The sequence below is a fragment of the Pseudomonas gingeri genome, from assembly GCF_013385425.1.
GTDB classification, from domain to species: Bacteria; Pseudomonadota; Gammaproteobacteria; order Pseudomonadales; family Pseudomonadaceae; genus Aquipseudomonas; species Aquipseudomonas gingeri_D.
In genome coordinates, this window is the sequence record NZ_JACAQA010000003.1 from 325,121 (window position 1) to 343,980 (window position 18,860).

At 63.7% G+C, this 18,860-nt stretch carries 19 protein-coding genes; 11 read left to right on the forward strand and 8 right to left on the reverse strand.

Features of this window, described 5'->3' with window-relative positions:
* Nucleotides 1–14: 14 nt before the first annotated feature.
* From HX830_RS04125 to HX830_RS04135, 3 genes are read left to right on the forward strand one after another with little or no spacing between them, the layout of a single operon-like run.
* Nucleotides 15–1,031: an iron ABC transporter substrate-binding protein gene (locus HX830_RS04125; protein ID WP_152739743.1), complete on the forward strand. Its 1,017-nt coding sequence runs from the start codon at nt 15–17 to the stop codon at nt 1,029–1,031.
* 15 nt (nt 1,032–1,046) lie between these two features.
* Nucleotides 1,047–2,645 (forward strand): ABC transporter permease, encoded by a 1,599-nt coding sequence (locus HX830_RS04130; RefSeq protein ID WP_370868285.1) that lies wholly within the window; start codon nt 1,047–1,049, stop codon nt 2,643–2,645.
* Nucleotides 2,642–3,715 carry an ABC transporter ATP-binding protein gene (locus HX830_RS04135; RefSeq protein WP_177099052.1) on the forward strand — a complete coding sequence of 358 codons (1,074 nt, stop codon included), beginning with the start codon at nt 2,642–2,644 and terminating at the stop codon, nt 3,713–3,715. The genes HX830_RS04130 and HX830_RS04135 overlap by 4 nt, the downstream gene beginning before the upstream one ends.
* On the opposite strand, the gene HX830_RS04140 is transcribed toward HX830_RS04135, so the two are convergent.
* On the reverse strand, nt 3,712–5,427 hold the full coding sequence (locus HX830_RS04140) for a hydrogenase maturation protein (protein WP_177099053.1): 1,716 nt from the start codon (nt 5,425–5,427) through the stop codon (nt 3,712–3,714). The genes HX830_RS04135 and HX830_RS04140 overlap by 4 nt on opposite strands.
* Before the next feature lie 224 nt (nt 5,428–5,651).
* Between HX830_RS04140 and HX830_RS04145 the strand changes: the two genes are divergently transcribed.
* The gene (locus HX830_RS04145) at nt 5,652–5,846 is read left to right on the forward strand and encodes a hypothetical protein (RefSeq protein WP_177099054.1); all 195 of its coding nucleotides are present in this window, start codon (nt 5,652–5,654) and stop codon (nt 5,844–5,846) included.
* Here the strand turns inward: HX830_RS04145 and HX830_RS04150 are convergent.
* The 3 genes from HX830_RS04150 to HX830_RS04160 form a co-directional block, all read right to left on the reverse strand.
* Nucleotides 5,808–6,476, reverse strand: coding sequence for an HAD family hydrolase (locus HX830_RS04150; RefSeq protein WP_177099055.1), 669 nt, complete (start codon nt 6,474–6,476; stop codon nt 5,808–5,810). The genes HX830_RS04145 and HX830_RS04150 overlap by 39 nt on opposite strands.
* 153 nt (nt 6,477–6,629) lie before the next feature.
* A complete protein-coding gene (locus tag HX830_RS04155; protein WP_177099245.1) occupies nt 6,630–7,046 on the reverse strand; it encodes a VOC family protein in 417 nt (138 codons plus the stop codon).
* A 32-nt stretch (nt 7,047–7,078) separates the two neighbouring features.
* Nucleotides 7,079–7,504 (reverse strand): YciI family protein, encoded by a 426-nt coding sequence (locus tag HX830_RS04160; RefSeq protein ID WP_177099056.1) that lies wholly within the window; start codon nt 7,502–7,504, stop codon nt 7,079–7,081.
* 524 nt (nt 7,505–8,028) lie between these two features.
* On the opposite strand from HX830_RS04160, the gene HX830_RS04165 reads away from it, so the two are divergent.
* Nucleotides 8,029–9,159, forward strand: coding sequence for a patatin-like phospholipase family protein (locus HX830_RS04165; RefSeq protein ID WP_177099057.1), 1,131 nt, complete (start codon nt 8,029–8,031; stop codon nt 9,157–9,159).
* A gap of 11 nt (nt 9,160–9,170) precedes the next feature.
* Here HX830_RS04165 and HX830_RS04170 read toward each other — a convergent pair whose 3' ends face one another.
* Nucleotides 9,171–10,052: an EamA family transporter gene (locus tag HX830_RS04170; protein ID WP_177099058.1), complete on the reverse strand. Its 882-nt coding sequence runs from the start codon at nt 10,050–10,052 to the stop codon at nt 9,171–9,173.
* Between the two features lie 94 nt (nt 10,053–10,146).
* Between HX830_RS04170 and HX830_RS04175 the strand changes: the two genes are divergently transcribed.
* On the forward strand, nt 10,147–11,070 hold the full coding sequence (locus HX830_RS04175; RefSeq protein ID WP_152739737.1) for a LysR substrate-binding domain-containing protein: 924 nt from the start codon (nt 10,147–10,149) through the stop codon (nt 11,068–11,070).
* Here the strand turns inward: HX830_RS04175 and HX830_RS04180 are convergent.
* The gene (locus HX830_RS04180) at nt 11,015–11,920 is read right to left on the reverse strand and encodes a LysR family transcriptional regulator (RefSeq protein WP_103495167.1); all 906 of its coding nucleotides are present in this window, start codon (nt 11,918–11,920) and stop codon (nt 11,015–11,017) included. The genes HX830_RS04175 and HX830_RS04180 overlap by 56 nt on opposite strands.
* 107 nt (nt 11,921–12,027) lie before the next feature.
* Between HX830_RS04180 and HX830_RS04185 the strand changes: the two genes are divergently transcribed.
* The gene (locus HX830_RS04185) at nt 12,028–12,615 is read left to right on the forward strand and encodes an NAD(P)H-dependent oxidoreductase (protein ID WP_152739736.1); all 588 of its coding nucleotides are present in this window, start codon (nt 12,028–12,030) and stop codon (nt 12,613–12,615) included.
* 132 nt (nt 12,616–12,747) lie between these two features.
* On the forward strand, nt 12,748–13,335 hold the full coding sequence (locus HX830_RS04190; RefSeq protein WP_103495165.1) for a TetR/AcrR family transcriptional regulator: 588 nt from the start codon (nt 12,748–12,750) through the stop codon (nt 13,333–13,335).
* Between the two features lie 3 nt (nt 13,336–13,338).
* Here the strand turns inward: HX830_RS04190 and HX830_RS04195 are convergent, their stop codons facing one another.
* Both HX830_RS04195 and HX830_RS04200 read right to left on the reverse strand, forming a co-directional pair.
* Entirely contained in the window at nt 13,339–14,799 is a 1,461-nt protein-coding gene (locus HX830_RS04195) for a sensor histidine kinase (RefSeq protein ID WP_177099059.1), read from the reverse strand.
* Complete coding sequence (locus tag HX830_RS04200) at nt 14,796–15,512, reverse strand: response regulator transcription factor (RefSeq protein WP_177099060.1); 717 nt, start codon at nt 15,510–15,512, stop codon at nt 14,796–14,798. Before HX830_RS04200 ends, HX830_RS04195 begins: the two co-directional genes overlap by 4 nt.
* Before the next feature lie 159 nt (nt 15,513–15,671).
* Between HX830_RS04200 and msrB the strand changes: the two genes are divergently transcribed.
* From msrB to msrA, 3 genes are read left to right on the forward strand one after another with little or no spacing between them, the layout of a single operon-like run.
* Nucleotides 15,672–16,190 (forward strand): peptide-methionine (R)-S-oxide reductase MsrB, encoded by a 519-nt coding sequence (gene msrB / locus HX830_RS04205; protein ID WP_103495162.1) that lies wholly within the window; start codon nt 15,672–15,674, stop codon nt 16,188–16,190.
* Nucleotides 16,191–16,217: 27 nt separating this feature from the next.
* A complete protein-coding gene (locus HX830_RS04210; protein WP_177099061.1) occupies nt 16,218–18,023 on the forward strand; it encodes a cytochrome c biogenesis protein DipZ in 1,806 nt (601 codons plus the stop codon).
* Nucleotides 18,024–18,043: 20 nt separating this feature from the next.
* Nucleotides 18,044–18,772, forward strand: a complete 729-nt coding sequence (msrA, locus tag HX830_RS04215; protein ID WP_177099062.1) for a peptide-methionine (S)-S-oxide reductase MsrA — start codon at nt 18,044–18,046, stop codon at nt 18,770–18,772.
* Nucleotides 18,773–18,860 lie beyond the last annotated feature (88 nt).

The following is an 18,860-nucleotide window of genomic DNA, read 5'->3' on the forward strand; positions in this document are numbered from 1 at the left end:
GAGCTACCCACGCAATGATTCCCCGTCTGCCTTCGTTTCTGAAAACCGCCTTTCTGACCACCGCCATGCTCAGCGCCGGCCACGCCTATGCGGCCCCAAGCGCCGACGGCATCGTGGTCTACAACGCCCAGCACGAAAGCCTGACCAAGGCCTGGGTCGATGGTTTCACCAAGGAAACCGGGATCAAGGTGACCCTGCGTAATGGCGACGACACCGAGATGGGCAACCAGATCGTCCAGGAAGGCGACAAGTCGCCAGCCGACGTGTTCCTGACCGAGAACTCCCCGGCCATGGTCCTGGTGGACAATGCCAAACTGTTCGCACCCGTGGCCCCGACCACTCTGGAACAGATCGGTGCAGCCTACCGTCCGGCCCACGGCAACTGGGTCGGCATCGCCGCCCGCTCCACCGTGTTCGTCTACAACAAGAGCAAGCTGACCGAAGCCCAACTGCCCAAGTCCCTGCTCGACCTCGCCTCGCCTGAGTGGAAAGGTCGTTGGGCCGCCTCGCCGGCCGGTGCCGACTTCCAGGCCATCGTCGCCGCCGTACTGGAACTCAAGGGCGAAGCCGCGACCCTGGACTGGCTCAAGGCAATGAAGACCAACGCATCGATCTATCGCGGCAACAGCGCGGTGCTCAAGGCGGTCAATGCCGGGCAAGTCGAAAGCGGTGTGATCTACCACTACTACAGCTTCGGCGACCAGGCCAAGACCGGCGAGAACAGCAAGAACACCTCGCTGCACTACTTCAAGCACCAGGATCCGGGCGCTTTTGTCAGCACCTCCGGCGGTGGTGTGTTGAAGTCGAGCAAACACCCGGAAGAGGCCCAGGCCTTCCTCAAGTGGATCACCGGCAAAGATGGCCAGGCGGTTCTCAAGAACGGCAACTCGTTTGAATACGCGGTGGGCGTGGGTGCCGAATCCAATGCGAAACTGGTGCCGCTCAAGGACCTCGACGCACCCAAGGTCGATGCCTCGAAACTCGACAGCAAGAAAGCGGTTGAGTTGATGACCCAGGCCGGAATCCTGTAATTGATCCCAGAGTCCATTTCCCCCCTGGACCCCGCCGCAGTCGCTTACGCGCCTGCGGCGCTTTCGCGCAAGCGATCCAGAAATTTCTTCGGGCGCCAGGGCAATGCCTGGATCATCGGGCTGTCCGTGCTGGTGTCCCTGCTGGCGTTGTTGCCGATCGCCTTCGTGATCCTGTCTTCCTGGCAAACCGGGTGGACCACCCTTGAAGCGCTGGTCTGGCGTCCGCGGGTGGCCGAGCTGCTGACCAACACCCTGTTGCTGATGGTCATCACCATTCCCCTCTGCGTGGCACTCGGGCTGGCCCTGGCCTGGCTGACCGAACGCACCGACCTGCCCGGCCGCCGCGCCTGGTCATTGCTGGCCACCGCGCCCTTGGCCGTACCGGCGTTCGTCCACAGCTACGCCTGGGTCAGCCTGGTGCCGCCGATCCACGGGCTGTTCGCCGGGGTGCTGGTCTCGGTGATCGCCTATTTCCCGTTTCTCTACCTGCCGATTGCCGCGACCCTGCGCCGCCTGGACCCGGCCATCGAGGATGTCGGCGAGTCCCTGGGGCTCAAACCCTGGGCGGTATTTTTCCGCATTGTCCTGCCGCAACTGCGCCTGGCGATCTGCGGCGGCGCCTTGCTGGTCGGCCTGCACCTGCTGGCCGAATACGGCCTCTACGCGATGATCCGCTTCGACACCTTCACCACGGCGATCTTCGACCAGTTCAAGTCGACCTTCAGCGGCCCGGCGGCCCATACCCTGGCCGGGATCCTGGCGCTGTGCTGCCTGGGCCTGTTGACCGTCGAATCGGCCGCCCGGGGCAAGGCCCGTTATGCCCGGGTCGGTTCCGGCAGCGCGCGGCAACAACGCACGGTACGCCTCAGCCGCAGCACCAAGCTGCTGGCGCTGAGCATCCCGATCGTCAGCAGCCTGCTGGCCCTCGGCGTGCCGCTGGTCACCCTGGGCAACTGGCTGATCGCCGGTGGCCGCGAGGTCTGGCAAATGGGCGACCTGCTGCCGGCCCTGGAACAGACGCTGCTGCTCGGTGCCGCCGGCGCCCTGCTGACCACCTGCGCGGCGGTGCCCGTGGCCTGGTTGTCGATCCGCTCGCCCGGACGCCTGCATCGCCTGCTGGAAAGCTGCAACTACATCACCAGCTCCCTGCCCGGCATAGTCGTGGCCCTGGCCCTGGTCACGGTCACCATCAACTTCGCCCGACCGATCTACCAGACCTCGATCACCGTCCTGCTGGCTTACCTGTTGATGTTCATGCCCCGCGCCCTGGTCAGCCTGCGCGCCGGTATCGCCCAGGCGCCGGTGGAACTGGAAAATATCGCCCGCAGCCTCGGGCGCTCACCGGTCCGCGCGCTCTGGTCGATCACCCTGCGTCTCGCCGCGCCGGGGGCCGCCGCCGGTGCCGCACTGGTGTTCCTGGCCATTACCAACGAACTGACCGCCACCCTGCTGCTCGCACCCAACGGCACACGGACCCTGGCCACCGGTTTCTGGGCCATGACCAGTGAAATCGACTATGCCGGCGCCGCGCCCTATGCGCTGCTCATGATCCTGCTGTCGCTGCCGCTGACCGGGCTTCTCTATCATCAATCCAAACGCACGGCTGGCCGATGAACGCTCTTGAAATCAACGCGCTGTACAAGTCCTTCGGTTCGCAAGCGGCCCTGGAAGATATCCATCTGTCGATTACCACCGGTAGCCGCACGGCCATCGTCGGCCCATCCGGCTCGGGCAAGACCACCCTGCTGCGAATGATCGCCGGTTTCGAGTTTCCCGACGCCGGGCGTATCACCCTCGACGGCCAACCGCTGGTGGATGCCCAGACCCAGGTCCCGGCCCACCAGCGGCTGATTGGTTATGTGCCGCAAGACGGCGCGCTGTTTCCCCATATGACAGTGGCCGATAACATCGCCTTCGGTATCGTCGACAAGGCTACCCGGCAACATCGGGTGGCCGAGCTGATGGACAGCGTGGCCCTGGAGCCGCAGATGGGCAAACGCTGGCCCCATGAGTTGTCCGGCGGTCAGCAACAGCGGGTGGCACTGGCCCGCGCCCTGGCGCAACGCCCTCGGTTGATGCTGCTGGACGAGCCCTTTTCCGCCCTCGACACCGGGCTGCGGGCATCCATGCGCAAGATGGTCGCGCGGCTGCTGTCCGAAGCCGGGGTGACCACTATCCTGGTCACCCACGACCAATCCGAAGCCCTGTCCTTTGCCGATCAGTTGGCGGTAATGCGCAAGGGCCGGCTGGTACAGGCCGGACACCCGATGGACCTGTACCTGCGTCCGGACGATGAGGACACCGCGCTGTTCCTTGGCGATGCGGTGATCCTGCCTGCCCTGATCGAAAACGGCTGGGCGCAATGCGACCTGGGCCGGCTGGCGGTCAATGATGAAGGCCGCCACGGCCAGGCGCAGATCATGTTGCGCCCCGAGCAGTTGCAACTCGCGGCCCAGGCGCCGGGACAAGCGGACGGCAACGGCAGCCCGGCGGTGGTCACCGAATGCGACTTCGGCGGCAACACCTGCACCTTGACCGTGGAGCTGAAGGCACCGGCCGCCGACGGACAGAAACGTTCATTGCTGGTGCGTAGCTCCGGCATGCACGCACCCCGGGTCGGCAGCCAAGTGCTGGTCTCGGCCCTGGGCCATGCCCATGTGCTGGGGCGCCAGGCCGTCCGCTAGCCGTTCACCACCTCGGCGCTGTTCACCCAGGGCGCAACCAGTCGCCGAGGTGTCCCGCAGGTCCGGTGCTTGAACACGAAGTGCCGGCACTTTTCTGCAAAGCCATTACGATCCTCGACCATATCCAGGCGCATCTGCGCCAACTCTTCGTCGCGGCAGCGCTCCATGTCTTCGACATCCCGGGCACGCCGGCGCTCGCGTACGGCTTTATAAAGAGGGTCGTGGGCGACACGCCGCGCCTGGGCCATCAACCAGTTGCCAAAGGCCTGCGGGCAACGCGGGCCGATGTCCTGGACCAGGCCGATTTCCAGCGCCTGGGCGACGCTGATCGGCAAGCAGTCTTCGCTGAGCTGCAGCGCACGCTCATAGCCCACCGCGCGAGGCAGACTGTAAGTCCAGTATTCGGAGCCATAGAGGCCCATGCTCTTGTAGTGAGGGTTGAGCACCACGCCACTGCGGGCGAACACCCCGTCGGCCGCCAGGGCCAGCATCACCCCACCGGCGCCGGCGCTACCGGTCAGGCCGCTGACCACCAGTTGCCGCGCGGTCAGCAACTCACGGCAGACATCGTTGATCGCGCGGATATTGGCCCAGGCCTCAAGCCCGGGCACCGCCGCCGCCTGGATCACGTTGAGGTGCACACCATTGGAAAAACTGCCGCGCCCGCCACGGAACAGCAGCACCTCGGTGTCCTGGGCCTTGGCCCAGCGCAGGGCACTGACCAACCGTCGACATTGCTCGGTGCTCATGGCGCCGTTGTAGAACTCGAAGGTCAGCTCGCCCACACCGTCCAGCTCACGATACCGGATCGGCTGGTAGGCCTCCTTGCAATACGGGTGGCTGGCGACAGACCAATTCAAGGTCGGCACCTTGTCGAGCCGACCGGCCAGCACATGCCGCGCCGGGCGTTTGAACGTCTCTTCCCCCGGCCGGGGTTTGCGCCGCAATGAGCCGATCCACAGGCTGCGGTCTCCGGTCGCCACCAGCACCGCATCGTCATGCACCGCCAGCAGTTGGCCCGGCGTTCCACAGCGGCTGTCGAGATGGGCGTCATAGAGGTAGCAGGATTCGCCCAGCAGTTCGGCGAGCACGCCGGGCTGGCCGTCGGCGGCGTCGATGCGCCGCTGGATCAGTTCGGCGTCATCCTGCCAACTGAAGGCGCGGTCGCTCTGCTTCATATTCGCTTGCAGACGCCCGCGAACCTCCGGCAAACGGTAATCCAGGGGCTGGGGCACAAAGTCTCTGCCGAACCGGGCCACCACGTCGTGGATGCAGGTCATGGCCGCGTCGGCCACCGGGCCGTTGTAGAGCTCGGACTTGCGAACGCCCGCCGGCATCTCGAATTCGCAGGTGGCCCAGATCGCCCCGCTGTCCATTTCCTCGGCGGCCTGCAAGGCGGTCACGCCCCAGGTGGGCAACTGCCGGGTGATCGCCCAATCCAGCGCACTGGCGCCGCGATCACCGACAATCCCGGGGTGGATGATCACCACCGGGCGCTGCGGATCCTGCCATAACCGGGCCGGCACCCGGTCCTTGAGAAACGGGCAGATCACCAGGGCCGCATCGGTGTTTTCGATCTGTTGGCAAACCGTATCTTCGTCGCTGAACAGCACCACACTGGGCACGTGCCCCGCTTCGCGCAGTTCCAACCAGGCGCGCTGGGTCAAGCCGTTGAATGCCGATACCAGCAGAACGATTTTCAATGAACGCATAACGGAACTCCTCCTTGAGCAATACGTCGGGCCCCACGCTGCAACGAGCAATCCATGGCCCGACCGGAGCCGCTACAGTAAAGCGCCCCACCCGCGGCACCTTGACCGAGGTCAACAGACAACCGTACGGCGGGAGCATTCGCGCAGCATCGATTTCTCGGCTAGGATTTTCCGCTCATGGAGTCGCCCGACTATTCAGCGGGCTTTTGAACAAGGAGAGAGAAATGAGTGCAGTTCGTCTTGCAGAGCGTGCCTATCGCAGTTGGTCCAGCCCCATCCTGCTGGAACTCAAGGAACGGGAACATCAGTTGGATCCGTCCGCCCGCGTTGCCCTGATCAATGTATTGCAAGAGCGCCGCCTGATCGAGAGCGACAGGCCTTCAGCCGTGGTGCAGCCCATCCGGCCGGGCATCGAGTGAAGGCAAGGCGCCCAGTCCGCGCAACCAGCCGTGTTCGGCAAACGCCAGCATCTCCTGGTCGCCGCGACTGTCGCCATAGGCAAACAGTACCCGCCCGCGCGCATCGCCCAACCAGTGCTGCAACTGCCGGACCTTTTCCGGCCCCCAGCAGTTGGGCGACGCCAGGCGTCCGGTAAAACGTCCGTTGCGAAACTCCAGTTGCGTGGCCAGTACCGCATCAAAACCGACGGCCGGGGCCCAGTGCTCGAGATAGAGCGTGGGCGATGCACTGACCAGCACCAGACGGTGCCCCAGGCGCTTGTGCGCCTCGATCCGTTCGAGCATTTCCGGACGGATCAGCGTCGGCAGGCGCTCGGCGACATAACGCGCCGCGGCCTCTTCCAGCTCGACCTGGCTCCTGCCACGCAGGGTGAACGCCAGAAACCGGGCCTTGGCCTCGGCCCGCTTGCACAGCCCCGTATACATACCCGCCAGCCAGGGCAAGACCAGCAGTCCGGCGATCAGGAAACGCCGGTTACCCACCTGGTAACGGACGAAATCCCGCAGGCTGTCGGTGGTGGTAATGGTGCCGTCAAAATCGAAGGCCACGCAGGTTACGGCTTGCGGCGCGGCACTGTTTGAAATCGTCATTGCTGTTTCACGCTCATGAACCGAACGGGCACAGTGTCTCACTCCTGCGCGACAATTGCCTGAACGACAGGTGTCGCCAATGCCCTTCCCTCACGAGCCCGCTCGCTCCCGCAACTGACCGCCTGGCTGCGGGAGCGGGTTTATCTCAGAGGCTTAGTGGCCCGTCTCGCAATTGATCATCCAGCTCACGCCAAAACGGTCTTCGAACATTGCGAAGTACTCGGCCCAGAAGGTCTTGGCCGGCGCCATATGGATGTTGCCGCCGTCGCTCAGGCCAGCGAACAGTCGCTTGGCCTCGTCAACGCTGTCGACATTGAGCGACACCGAAATGCCCTGCATTTTGCTGTACGGCTGATGCGGCGGACAATCGGAGGCCATCAGGCTGAAATCCCCCACTGTCAGGCGGGTATGCAGGATCTTGTCCCGGTTCGGTGCATCCTTGGGGATGCAGGCCTCTTCCGGCGCATCGGCGAACGACAGGGAAAACAGCTCGCCACCGAGCACCTTTTTGTACAGGGCAAAGGCCTCCTTGCAGTTGCCGTTGAAGGTCAGGTAAGGAATGATTTTCAGGCTCATGATGGATCTCCTGTTCTGGCAGGTTTTCAGGATTGACTGGACATCTTCGCGCGCAGGTGTTCTTCCTGTTCGCGCAACTCGGGGGTCAGGCTCTCGCCAAAGTCCTCGGCCTCGAAGATCTGGCGGATTTCGATTTCAGAGTCGCTGGCCATCGGGTTCGGGCAACGCTTGACCCAGTCGATGGCTTCTTGCAGTGACTGCACATTGAAGATCCAGAAACCGGCAATCAGTTCCTTGGTCTCCATAAAGGGTCCGTCGACCACACTCCTCTGTTTGCCGCTGAACTGCACGCGCACACCCTTGGCGCTGGGGTGCAGCCCCTCCCCGGCAAGGATTACACCGGCCTTGGCCAGTTCATCGTTATAGGCGCCCATGGCCGCCAGCAATTCGTTACTGGGCATTTCGCCGGCTTCTGATTCCGGGCTGGCTTTGACGATCACCATAAATCGCATGGTCATTTCTCCTGATGGTGGTGGTAGACAAAATCGACAAGCCGGCAGGCGGCTGTGTCGACTAATCGAACGGGCGAGCACGAAATCGACAACTTACGACAACTTTTTTCTGATCGCCGTTGGTCCGTTTCCGAGCGCGCAGAAGATCGGCGGTCGATATCGCCGCCCCTCATTCGACTGAGCCTAAGCATAGAAGTAGATCTTTCGCGCCCCGGTAAACCCGTCCGGCGGCCCCGAGCCAGAAAGGCATAGATCATCCGCCAGCCGCTGGAAGCTTCGCGGGCAAGCCCTGCTCCTACAGTTCAGCGTCGAATACAAATCCTGTGTACGACATAGATCTGTAGGAGCAGGGCTTGCCCGCGAATAGGCCCTCAAGATCGCTAAAAGATTCGCTGACCAGCCAAGCGCCTACAAGCCCACGCCGCTTACCTGACTGATATGGCATCGGGGCTCTATGCCGCGCCCCGAGAACGCACTAACATCGAAGAACCATTGCCTACGCCGCCCCCCACCAGAGAGGAAACATGGAGTCTCCTGCAGTCTCGATCGACCCGCGTTCAGATTTTGCCCTTGCGCTCTCCGGCGGTGGCGTTCGAGCCATGGTGTTTCACCTCGGCGTGCTCAGATACCTCGCCGAACAACAGGCCCTGGAACGGGTCACGCAGATTTCCACGGTGTCCGGCGGTAGTCTGCTGGTGGGCCTGATGCTTCACGAAAACCACGGCCAGTGGCCCGACTCCGCGACCTTCCTGCAACATATCTACCCCGCCCTGCAAGCCAGGCTGTGCTCACGCAGCCTGCTCTGGAGCGCCTTGCGCCAATTGTGCAACCCGCTGAATTGGCGCTTCCTGCTGTCCCGGGCGAACCTGCTGGCCCTGGCCCTGCAAAAAGAATGGGGAGTGACCGCCCTGCTGCCGGAGATCGCCGCCAAACCCGACTGGTCGATCAACGGCACCACGGCGGAAAACGGCAAGCGCTTTCGCTTCAAGCGCAGCAATATGGGTGACTACTCCATCGGTTACGCCAGCACCACCGGCTTCCCCCTGGCCCAGGCCCTGGCGGTGTCGGCGGCGTTCCCCGGTGGCATCGGCCCGCTGTCGCTCAAGACCCGCCGTTTCAAATGGATGCAGCGCGAATGGGAAGCCCCACTCAACAGCGCCGTCGAGATGCGTTTGCCGTTCAAGAAGCTGCGGCTCTACGACGGCGGCGTCTATGACAACCTCGGCCTGGAACCTTTTTTCGACGCAGCTACCGGACAGACCAAGCGCTACGAATACCCGATCATTCTCTCGGACGCGGGCGCACCGCTGAAGCCGGGGTTTGACGCCGGGGTGCTGAGCCCCTGGCGACTCAAGCGCCTGGCCGACATCATGTCCGACCAGACCCGGGCGTTGCGCAGCCGGACCTTTGTCGAATACCTGAAGAAAGCCCCGGGACGCGGCGGTTACCTGAGTATCGCCAGCTCCCTGATCGACTCGTTCAAAGGCAGCGATGCGGCCTTTGCCGCGGGTTTCCCCACCACCCTGAATCGCCTCAAGCCCGAGGTGTTCGAGCGGATCGCCCGACATGGCTATGCCGTGGCGCAAGCGACCGACCGGGAGTACCCGCTATTGCCCGTGGCCTCGAAAACAGCGGAGCTCCTCGTGCTCTCGTAAAGCCGCAACAGTCAGGGCAGCACCAGCACGCCCAGGCTGGCACTGATCACCAGGGCGGTGCCGACAAACTGCATCGGGATCATCGGCTGGGCCAGCACCACATAACCGGCCAGGGCACCCACTGCCGGTTCGGCGCTCATCAGGATGCCGAACGAAGACGCCGGCATCCGCCGCAACGCAACCATCTCCAGGCCATAAGGCAGCAGCGGTACGAACAAGGCCAAGCCCGCGCAGCTGGCGATCTGCAACAGAGGCGGATGGCCGCCGCTTTGCCAAAGCCCCAGGGGCGTGGCAATCAGGGCAGCGGCCAGCAGCGATACCGACAAGCCTTCAAAGCCCTGGAACAGCCGACCGACCTTTTTCATCATCAGGATATAAGCCGCCCAACCCGCCGCCGAACCGAACGCCAGCAACACACCCAGTGGCTCGCCGATCCAGCCCTCCTCGTTGCGTGCCAACAGCAGCACCCCGGTCACCGCCAGCAGCGGCCAGATCAACGCCCGCCAGCTGCGCACCCCGAGGCTGGCCACCAGCAACGGACCGAGAAACTCGATGGCGATCGCCAGCCCCAGTGGAATGCGCTGGATCGCCGCGAAGAAACAGGTGGTCATCACCGCCATCGCCAGGCCAAGACTCCCGGCGGCCAGCCAGCGTGACAGCGAAAAGCGATGCAGGCGCGGCCGCACCAGCAGCGCAAGAATCGCCGCCGCCCAGCACAATCGCAGCCAGGTGGTGCTGAACGTACCGTAAGTCTCCATAGTCGGCGTTGACAGCGCCGCGCCGAACTGGACAAAGAGCATCGACAGCACGCAGAGCATGGCCGCCCATAACAGCGCGCGGCGGTGTGTCCTGCCGGTATCGGAGAGCGGTAGTCCGGTGGCATTTTCCTGCATGCTGAAGTCTCCTGTGAATGTCGAGCCATCCTAGCCAGTCGCAGAGACTTCAAATAAGCTGATATTTCTTATCCAGACTTCACGAATATTGATAATGCGCGATCTCGACAGCAGTCTGTTGCGAACCTTCGTCACCGTCGCCGAAACCGGTGCGGTGGGCACGGCCGCCCGGCGCCTGGCACGCACCCAGGCCGCGGTCAGCATGCAGTTGCGGCGGCTGGAGGAAGACCTCGAACGCCGCCTGTTCGACCGCTCGCCACGGGGCCTGCGCCTGACCGAGGCCGGCCACCTGCTATTGCCTTACGCCCACAGCATTCTTGGCGCCGGGACCGATGCCCGACGGGCCTTGTCCGCCAGCCAGATCGCCGGCACCGTGCGCCTGGGTCTGCTCGAAGACATTGCGGTGGGCAGCCTGCCCCGGGCGCTACGGCGCTTCTCCTCAGCCTATCCACACATTTCCCTGGAAATCGTGATCGACAGCAGCGTGGCCATGTCCGCCAAGCTGGCGGACGGTACCCTGGATGTGATCATCGGTGACGCCTCGGCGATCACTGCCCAGCCCCAGGCCTGCTGGACCCAGTCGTTGTTCTGGGTCGGGGCTCGCGGCCTGGCCCTGCCCGCCGACCTGAGCACCCAGAGCCTGCCCCTGGTGACCTTTGGCGGTGGCTGCCTGTGGCATGGCCAGGTGGTGAAAATCCTCAAGCGGGCGAACATCCCCTGGCGCGTGGTCTGCAGCAGCACCAGCCTGCCGGCGGTACAGTCGGCGGTCGAGGCCGGCCTGGGCATCACGGTGTTGCTGGAAGGCAATATCCGCAGCGAAAGCATGCGTGTACTGGGCCCGGCCGATGGCCTGCCGGCGCCGCCCATCGTCGATTTCGCCCTCTATGTCCGCCGGGTACCGGCGGTCCAGGCCGCCGCGGTCCAGGCGCTGCAAAGCTTCCTCGGGGAAGAGTTGAATATCATCATGCCCCGGTCGCTGACTTCGGAAACGGCAGGTGCTCTTGCAGAAAGTCAATAAACGCCCGCAGCTTGGGCACCACGTGCCGACCTGAGGGCCACAGTACATTGAATTGACCGGTTTCCTGGGTGAAGCTGTCCAGCACGGTAATCAGTTCACCGTTTTCCAGCTCCCGCGCAATCAGGAAATCCGCCACGTAAATCAGCCCCAGGCCCTCAACCGCGAAAGCCGTTCGACCATCCTGGGCATTGCAGACCATCGAACAGGGCAACCCCGCTTCGGCGTCCTCTCCAGCCCCCGACAGCATCCAGCTCTGCAGCTTGCCGGTCAGGGGGTAACGAAAATGAATGCAGGCATGGGCCCACAGATCCGCAGGCGTGAGTGGAACCCCGCGCCGGGAGAAATAGGCCGGTGAGCCGGCGACCAGCATCCGAAAGCCCCCCAACGGTCTGGCACTGAGCCCGGAATCCTTGGGTTCCCCGGTCCGGATCACCGCATCGAACCCCTCCTCGATCACTTCCACCACCCGGTCGGTAAACTCCAGGTCGAGCTGGATATCCGGATAGCGTCGCTGGAATTGGGTAAAGACTGGCAGAAAGGGCTTGCCGATCATCGGCAGGCTGATACGCAGCCGCCCCTGGGGCATTGACGATAGCTGCGACAGCTCGGCGTTAGCGGCATCCAACTCCCCAAGTACCCGCTTGCAGCGCTCCAGATACAGCATCCCTTCGCCCGTTAGCGCGATGCTCCGGGTGCTGCGATGAAACAGGCGCACGCCGAGCTTTTCCTCCAGCCGCGCCATGCTCTTGCTGACCGCCGATGCCGAAATCCCCAGAAAGCGTCCGGCCGCCACGAAACTGCGGGCCTCGGCGGCCTGCACAAACACACCGATTGCACTCAGACTGTCCATACCCATCCCATTAATGACTCCAGAGTCCATTCTAAACGGATCTACAAACCATTTTTCCAATCGATGTTCATCGCTATCGTCTACTCCTACTCAACTGGAGCACCGTGATGGACAAGATATTCGTGATCAACGCCGGCACCCCTTATGCCTTTGCCAAAGGCGACTTGAACCGCAGCCTGCATGACACCGCGGTCAGCCTGCTGACCCGCTCCGGGTACGAGGTCCGCTCCACCCACCTGACAGAGGGTTACCGGGAGGAGGAAGAAGTCGCCAAGTTCCTCTGGGCCGATGCGATCATCTATCAGATGCCGGCCTGGTGGATGGGCGCGCCCTGGACACTGAAGAAATACATCGACGAAGTCTTCACCGTGGGCCATGGCCAGCTCTATGCCAGCGATGGGCGCAGCGCTGAAACCCCCTCCCTTGGTTATGGCTCCGGAGGGCTGCTGCAGGGTCGCAAATACATGATCTCGGCAACCTGGAACGCCCCCAGGCACGCTTTTGAAGCCGAAGATGATTTTTTTGAAGGCAAGGATATCGATGCCGTCTACTTCCCGTTCCACAAGGCTCATCAGTTGATCGGGCTGCAAGCGCTGCCGACCTTCGCCTGCTTCGACGTCGTGAAAAACCCCGGACATGAGAACGACCAGCTGCGCTACAAGCGGCATCTGGAGCAGGTGTTCAACACTCGATAAGCGTTGTTCATGCCACCTGCCACTCATGACAAGGAAGTCGTCCAAGGTATGGAAAAGAACAGATAGATGTTTACAACAATCTATAATCTGAAGGATGCTAAGCCAATCACCGCATCCCTTCAGGAGCCCCCCATGCCCCGCGTCTCGCGCAAACAGGCCGAACTCAATCGCGAAAGCATCACCGACGCCGCTGCGCGGCTGTTTCGTGAGCGCGGTCTGAAAAGTCTGAGCCTGGTTGAGGTGATGGGCGCCGCCGGCCTGACCCATGGCGGTTTCTATGGGCATTTCGAGTCCAAGGAAGCCCTGGCCGCCGAGGCCTGCAGCCGCAGCTTCCAGCAGTCGACCGAGCGCTGGCGGCAGAAGGCCGAGACCCTGGGCCACGGCGAAGCGGCGCGCCAGTCCATTGTCGAGCACTACCTCAGTACGAAACATCGCGACACGCCGGGCGAAGGCTGCCCGGTGGCGGCCTTCTGCGGCGACCTGGCCCATGAAGACCCCGGGACCGCGCTGCATCGCAACTACGTCAAGGGCCTGGAGACACTGCTCGACACCTACGCCTCACTGCTGGGTACCGACGACCCGCAGGTCCGGCAAAAAGCCCTGGTGCAGCAGGCGCTGCTGGTCGGCGCCCTGACCCTGGCCCGTTCGACCCGGGGCCAGGCGCTATCGGACGAGTTCCTGACAGCAGCCAGGGATTTCCTGCTGGCCGAAGCGAGCTGAAAATCAGCCCACCGCCGTCAGTTCGAAACAGAACACCGCGCCCTTGCCCGGAATCGACAACAAGCGAATCTGACTGTCGTGCAATTGCAGGATGCGCCGCACAATCAGCAACCCCAGGCCGCCGGAACGCCGGTCGCCGTCCTGGTTGAACGGCCGGCGGAACAGGTTTTCCAGCAAGCTCGGGGCAATCCCCGGACCGGTGTCGCTGACCGTGACCTGAAGCTTGCCGCGGCCATGGGTCAGCGCCACCTCGATGGTGCCGCCTTCGGGGGTATGGCGCAGGGCGTTATCGATCAGGTTGGTCAGGACCCGCTCGATCATCCCCAGGTCCGCGCTGACCATCGACGCGCCACGGGGCAATACCGCCAACAGCTTCGACTGGCGGGTCTCGGCCATCAGCTCGAACTTCTGGAACACATCCTGGATCAGGTCGCTGAGGGAGAAATCCTCGACCTGCAGCCGCACCGCGCCATGCTCCAGGCGCGCCAGTTCAAACAGCGCCTGGGCCAGTTGCCCGACCTTGCTGCTCTGGGCCAGGGCGATCCCCAGGTAACGTCGACGCTCATCCGGTGCCAGCACCGCGTCCTTGAGGGACAGGGTTTCCAGGTAACCGTGCAAGGACGCCAGGGGCGTGCGCAAGTCATGGGAAATATTCGCCACCAGCTCGCGACGATCCTGGTCGAGCTGGGTCAGGCTGCGCCACTGTTCGCCGATGCGCGTGGCCATCTGGGCAAAGCTGGCTTCCAGCACCTCGATTTCATCGCGACGCCCGGCTCCGGCCCGGGACAACACCGGCAACTGTGCCGGGGCGGCATCGGTATCGAAATCACGCATGGTCTCGGTCAGGCGGCGCAGCGGACGGGTGATCAGGCGGAAGGCGATCAGGCCGGCGATCAGCCCCAACAGAGCCACCAGGCTCATGGCCCACAAGGTGGTGCGCAGCACCGAACTGGCCGACACCTGGGCCGCCAGGCGATCATGCTCTTCGCCCTGGAGGACTACGTACAGATAGCCCAGTTCCTTGCCGCCACCGCGCAAGGCCGCCGCGCTGAACACCTTGCGCCCGTCATCGCTGCGCGGGTCGTCACCGAGGATCGGCAGCGGCTGGCCGTCGAGCAGGCGGCGGATCGGCGCCAGGTCGACGTGATCACGGTGCAGGTGGCCTTGGGGCGCGGCATCGCCGGTGATCTTGCCGCTGGGTGAGAGCAGATAGACTTCCACGCTCGGGTTGACGTTCATCAACTGGCCGAACAGCGCACGCACGCCCTCCATGGTCAGGCCTTCGGTGCCCACCAGCCGATTGTCCAGGGCAATGCTCTGGGCCAGGTCCCGGGACAGTCCCTGGACCACTTCCTTTTCATGCATGTCGCTGGCCCGCACCTGCAACCACACCGAGGCCCCGCAACAGGCCAGCAGCAGGATGGAAAAAGCCAGGGACAGGCGCTGGGAAAGGGTCAGGTTCATGACGGGCGACTCACCGGCGAGAAGCGATAACCGCGGCCCCAGACCGTGAGAATCCGCTCGGGTTGCGCCGGGTCGACTTCGATCTTGGCCCGCAGGCGATTGATATGGGTGTTGACCGTGTGTTCATAACCGTCGTGCTGGTAACCCCAGACCTGGTTCAACAGGTCCATGCGCGAATACACGGTGCCGGGGTTTTTCATAAAGAAATGCAGCAGGTCGAATTCCCGTGGGGTCAGGTCCAGGGACTTGCCGTCGACCCGGGCTTCACGGCTCAGCGGATCAAGGCTGAGGCCGCCCTGCTCCAGGGTCCCGGCCTCGATTTTCAGGCTCTTGGCCAGGGCATCGACCCGCCGTAGCAAGGCCTTGACCCGCGCCGCCAGTTCCAGCATCGAGAACGGCTTGGCCAGGTAATCGTCGGCGCCCAGTTCCAGCCCGAGCACCCGGTGCATCTCGCTGGAACGGGCACTGGTGATAATGATCGGGGTGTAGCGCGCCATGGCCCGCGCCTGCCGGCAGATTTCCAGGCCATCGACGCCCGGCAGCATCAGGTCGAGGATCAGCGCATCCCAGGAGCCCTTGCTCAATTGCGCCAGGCCCAGGTTGCCGTCGGCGCAGTGGGTGACCTCATACCCCTCGTCCCGCAGGTGCAGGCTCAGCAAGTCCGCCAGGTGCAGGTCATCTTCGACGATCAGAATGCGTTTGGGTGAATCCATGGGCAACCTTTGTGCTGGTAATCGGCGAAAACGACGCCTGAATCATTGTGCCGGATCGCCAGGAGGCAATGTTCACAAATAAGTTAAGTTTACGGGAGGATTTGGCGACCCCCGCCGCTCAACAATGAAAGCCTGATCAATCACCGTGGACGCGACGCCATGTCCTCCAGAAGACGCTTTCTTGTTTCCAGTGCCGCCACCCTGCTCGCCGCCGGTTTGTTCGACTGGCGCGCCGTCGGCGCCACCTTCGGCAGCGGCAGTCGTTCGGCCGACACCGGCGAAACCTTCGAAGTCAGCCATACCGACGCCGAGTGGAAATCGATGCTCAGCGATGAGCAATACGAAGTGCTGCGCCATGAAGGCACCGAGCGGCCGTACAGCAGCGCCCTCAATGAGGAGCACCGCGCCGGCGTGTTCGCCTGTGCCGGCTGCAGCCTGGCGCTGTTTTCGTCGGCCGCCAAATATGACAGCCGCACCGGCTGGCCAAGTTTCACCGCACCGCTGGAAAGCGCCGTGGCCACCCGCCGCGACACCTCCTTCGGCGTCTCCCGGACCGAAGTGCATTGCCACCGTTGCGGCGGCCACCTGGGCCATGTCTTCCCCGACGGGCCGCAGCCCACCGGCCTGCGTTACTGCATGAACGGTGTCGCCATGACCTTCGCCCCCGGCGCGGCCTGATTCCCACGTTTCGACAAGGATTCCATCATGTTCCTGCTTATCCTGGCCTACCTCGGCGGTCTTCTGACCATCCTCAGCCCCTGCATCCTGCCGGTGCTGCCGTTCGTCTTCGCCCGCTCCGGCGAACCGTTCCGGCGCAGCGGCCTGCCCTTGCTCTGTGGCATGGCCCTGACCTTCGCCCTGGTCGCGACCCTGGCGGCGGTCGGCGGTGGCTGGGTGGTGCAGGCCAACCAGTACGGCCGTTGGCTGGCCATGGCGCTGATGGCGTTTTTTGCTATTACCCTGCTGTTCCCGCACCTGGCCGAACGCCTGACCCAACCCTTGGTGGCGGCCGGTGATCGGCTGTCACGCTCGGCGCAAAGCCACGATGGCTCGCCCAGCGCGCGCTCGTCCTTTGTACTCGGCATCGCCACCGGCCTGCTGTGGGCGCCCTGCGCCGGGCCAATTCTCGGGCTGATCCTCACCGGTGCCGCCCTGCAGGGCGCGAACATCGGCACCACCCTGTTGCTGCTGGCCTACGCCGCCGGTGCCGCGACCTCCCTGGCCGGCGCGCTGCTGATCGGTGGCAAGCTGTTCAGCGCGATGAAGCGCAACCTCGGCACCGGCCAATGGCTGCGTCGCGGCCTGGGTGCGGCCATGCTGATCGGCGTGGTCGCCATTGCCCTGGGCCTGGACACCGGCATCCTGACCCGGGTGTCCACGGTCGCCACCTCGGGCCTCGAACAGAAGCTGCTCGACAACCTGACGCCGAAGAAAGCCCCGGAACAGGGTGGCGCCATGATGGCGGCGGTCAACAGTGACGCCGGCCAGCCGAGCGGCAGCATGATGGCGATGGCGGCCAAGACCGGTGGCGCGGAACGTGCGCTGCCGGTGGAAGGCACCCTGCCGGACCTCTCGGGTGCCGTGCAGTGGCTCAACTCCGCACCGCTGAGCGCCGCCGAGCTCAAGGGCAAGGTGGTACTGATCGACTTCTGGACCTACTCCTGCATCAACTGCCTGCGCAGCCTGCCCTACGTCAACGCCTGGGCGCAGAAGTACCACGACCAGGGCCTGGTGGTGATCGGCGTGCATGCACCGGAGTTCGCCTTCGAACGCGATATCGACAACGTCCGCCAGGCCGTCGGCAAGCTGGGCATCCAGTACCCGGTGGCCATCGACAACAACTATGCCATCTGGCGCGGTTTCAACAACCAGTACTGGCCAGCCCACTACTTCGTCGATGCCCAGGGTCGTGTGCGTTATCACCACTTCGGCGAAGGCGACTACGAAGGCTCCGAGCAGGTGATCCAGCAGTTGCTGAAAGAAGCCGGCCACCAGAACGTCTCCGGCGGCATGGTCAGTGCCCAGGCCCAGGGCGTGATGCAGGCCGCCGACGAAGCCGAAGTGAAATCGCCGGAAACCTACCTGGGTTATGACCGCGCCGAGAACTTCGCCTCGCCGGGCGACCAGGTTGCCGACCATCAGAAAAACTACGTCGCACCGAAGCAACCGGCCTTGAACCAGTGGGGCCTGGACGGTCAATGGACCGCCCATGCCGAACAAGTGACGCTCAACCAGGCCCCGGGCCAGGTGGTCTATCGCTTCCACGCCCGTGACCTGCACCTGGTGCTGGGCCCGGCGTCGGATGGCAAGCCGGTGCGCTTCAAGGTGCGTATCGACGGCGCCATGCCCGGCGCCAACCACGGCACCGATACCGACGCCAACGGCGAAGGCAAGGTGACCGAGCAGCGTCTGTACCAACTGGTCCGCCAGGCCGGGGACGTCAGCGAACACACCTTCTCCATCGAATTTCTCGATCCCGGCGTACAAGCCTACGCCTTTACCTTCGGTTGATCGCCACAAGGATAAACACCATGAGCAAGCCAATCCTGCAACAAAAAACCAGGTCTCCGCTGCTGATACTCGCCGGGATCGCTACCCTGTCCCTGTCGGTGCTGATATTCCAGCGCCTGGCCTGGTCGGCGGAAGATGCGGTGCAGATCGCCCCGCCGGCGCTGGATCAAGCGGCCGGCGCCAGCGGCAAGGCCACGGCGGTGTTTGCCGGCGGCTGTTTCTGGGGCGTCCAGGGGGTGTTCCAGCATGTGCGCGGGGTCGAGAATGCGGTGTCGGGTTATACCGGCGGCGCGGCGAATACCGCCCAGTACGAATCGGTGGGAGAAGGTTCGACCGGACACGCCGAGTCGGTGCAGGTGACCTATGACCCGAGCAAGGTCACTTATGGGCAACTGCTGCAGGTGTTTTTCTCGGTGGCCCATAACCCGACGGAGCTCAACCGTCAGGGGCCGGACAGCGGCACGCAGTACCGCTCGGCGATTTTCCCGATGAATGCCGAACAGGAAACCATCGCCAAGGCCTATATCGCCCAGTTGGATGCCGCCAAGGCATTTCCGGCGGCAATCGTCACCCGGATCGAGGACGGCAAGGTCTTCTATCCGGCCGAGGGTTATCACCAGAACTACCTGACACTGCACCCAAACGCGCCGTATATCGCCGTCAACGATCTGCCGAAGGTGGAAAACCTCAAGCGTATGGAACCGCAGCTGTATCGGGAGGATCCGGTGTTGGTGCCGAACGTCAACTGATGGCTGCGGCAATCCCAATGCCCGTAATGAGATATTGAAAACGCCACGGCACCTGTAGGAGTCGGCTTGCCGGCGATAGCGTCCGCAA

What these genes read in the sequence shown, in the direction of transcription:
- HX830_RS04125 (WP_152739743.1), top strand. Translation starts at nt 15, where the DNA reads ATGATTCCCCGTCTGCCTTCGTTTCTGAAAACCGCCTTTCTGACCACC.
- HX830_RS04135 (WP_177099052.1), top strand. Translation starts at nt 2,642, where the DNA reads ATGAACGCTCTTGAAATCAACGCGCTGTACAAGTCCTTCGGTTCGCAA.
- HX830_RS04140 (WP_177099053.1), bottom strand. Translation starts at nt 5,427, where the DNA reads ATGCGTTCATTGAAAATCGTTCTGCTGGTATCGGCATTCAACGGCTTG.
- HX830_RS04145 (WP_177099054.1), top strand. Translation starts at nt 5,652, where the DNA reads ATGAGTGCAGTTCGTCTTGCAGAGCGTGCCTATCGCAGTTGGTCCAGC.
- HX830_RS04150 (WP_177099055.1), bottom strand. Translation starts at nt 6,476, where the DNA reads ATGACGATTTCAAACAGTGCCGCGCCGCAAGCCGTAACCTGCGTGGCC.
- HX830_RS04160 (WP_177099056.1), bottom strand. Translation starts at nt 7,504, where the DNA reads ATGCGATTTATGGTGATCGTCAAAGCCAGCCCGGAATCAGAAGCCGGC.
- HX830_RS04165 (WP_177099057.1), top strand. Translation starts at nt 8,029, where the DNA reads ATGGAGTCTCCTGCAGTCTCGATCGACCCGCGTTCAGATTTTGCCCTT.
- HX830_RS04170 (WP_177099058.1), bottom strand. Translation starts at nt 10,052, where the DNA reads ATGCAGGAAAATGCCACCGGACTACCGCTCTCCGATACCGGCAGGACA.
- HX830_RS04175 (WP_152739737.1), top strand. Translation starts at nt 10,147, where the DNA reads ATGCGCGATCTCGACAGCAGTCTGTTGCGAACCTTCGTCACCGTCGCC.
- HX830_RS04180 (WP_103495167.1), bottom strand. Translation starts at nt 11,920, where the DNA reads ATGGACAGTCTGAGTGCAATCGGTGTGTTTGTGCAGGCCGCCGAGGCC.
- HX830_RS04185 (WP_152739736.1), top strand. Translation starts at nt 12,028, where the DNA reads ATGGACAAGATATTCGTGATCAACGCCGGCACCCCTTATGCCTTTGCC.
- HX830_RS04190 (WP_103495165.1), top strand. Translation starts at nt 12,748, where the DNA reads ATGCCCCGCGTCTCGCGCAAACAGGCCGAACTCAATCGCGAAAGCATC.
- HX830_RS04195 (WP_177099059.1), bottom strand. Translation starts at nt 14,799, where the DNA reads ATGAACCTGACCCTTTCCCAGCGCCTGTCCCTGGCTTTTTCCATCCTG.
- HX830_RS04200 (WP_177099060.1), bottom strand. Translation starts at nt 15,512, where the DNA reads ATGGATTCACCCAAACGCATTCTGATCGTCGAAGATGACCTGCACCTG.
- msrB (WP_103495162.1), top strand. Translation starts at nt 15,672, where the DNA reads ATGTCCTCCAGAAGACGCTTTCTTGTTTCCAGTGCCGCCACCCTGCTC.
- HX830_RS04210 (WP_177099061.1), top strand. Translation starts at nt 16,218, where the DNA reads ATGTTCCTGCTTATCCTGGCCTACCTCGGCGGTCTTCTGACCATCCTC.
- msrA (WP_177099062.1), top strand. Translation starts at nt 18,044, where the DNA reads ATGAGCAAGCCAATCCTGCAACAAAAAACCAGGTCTCCGCTGCTGATA.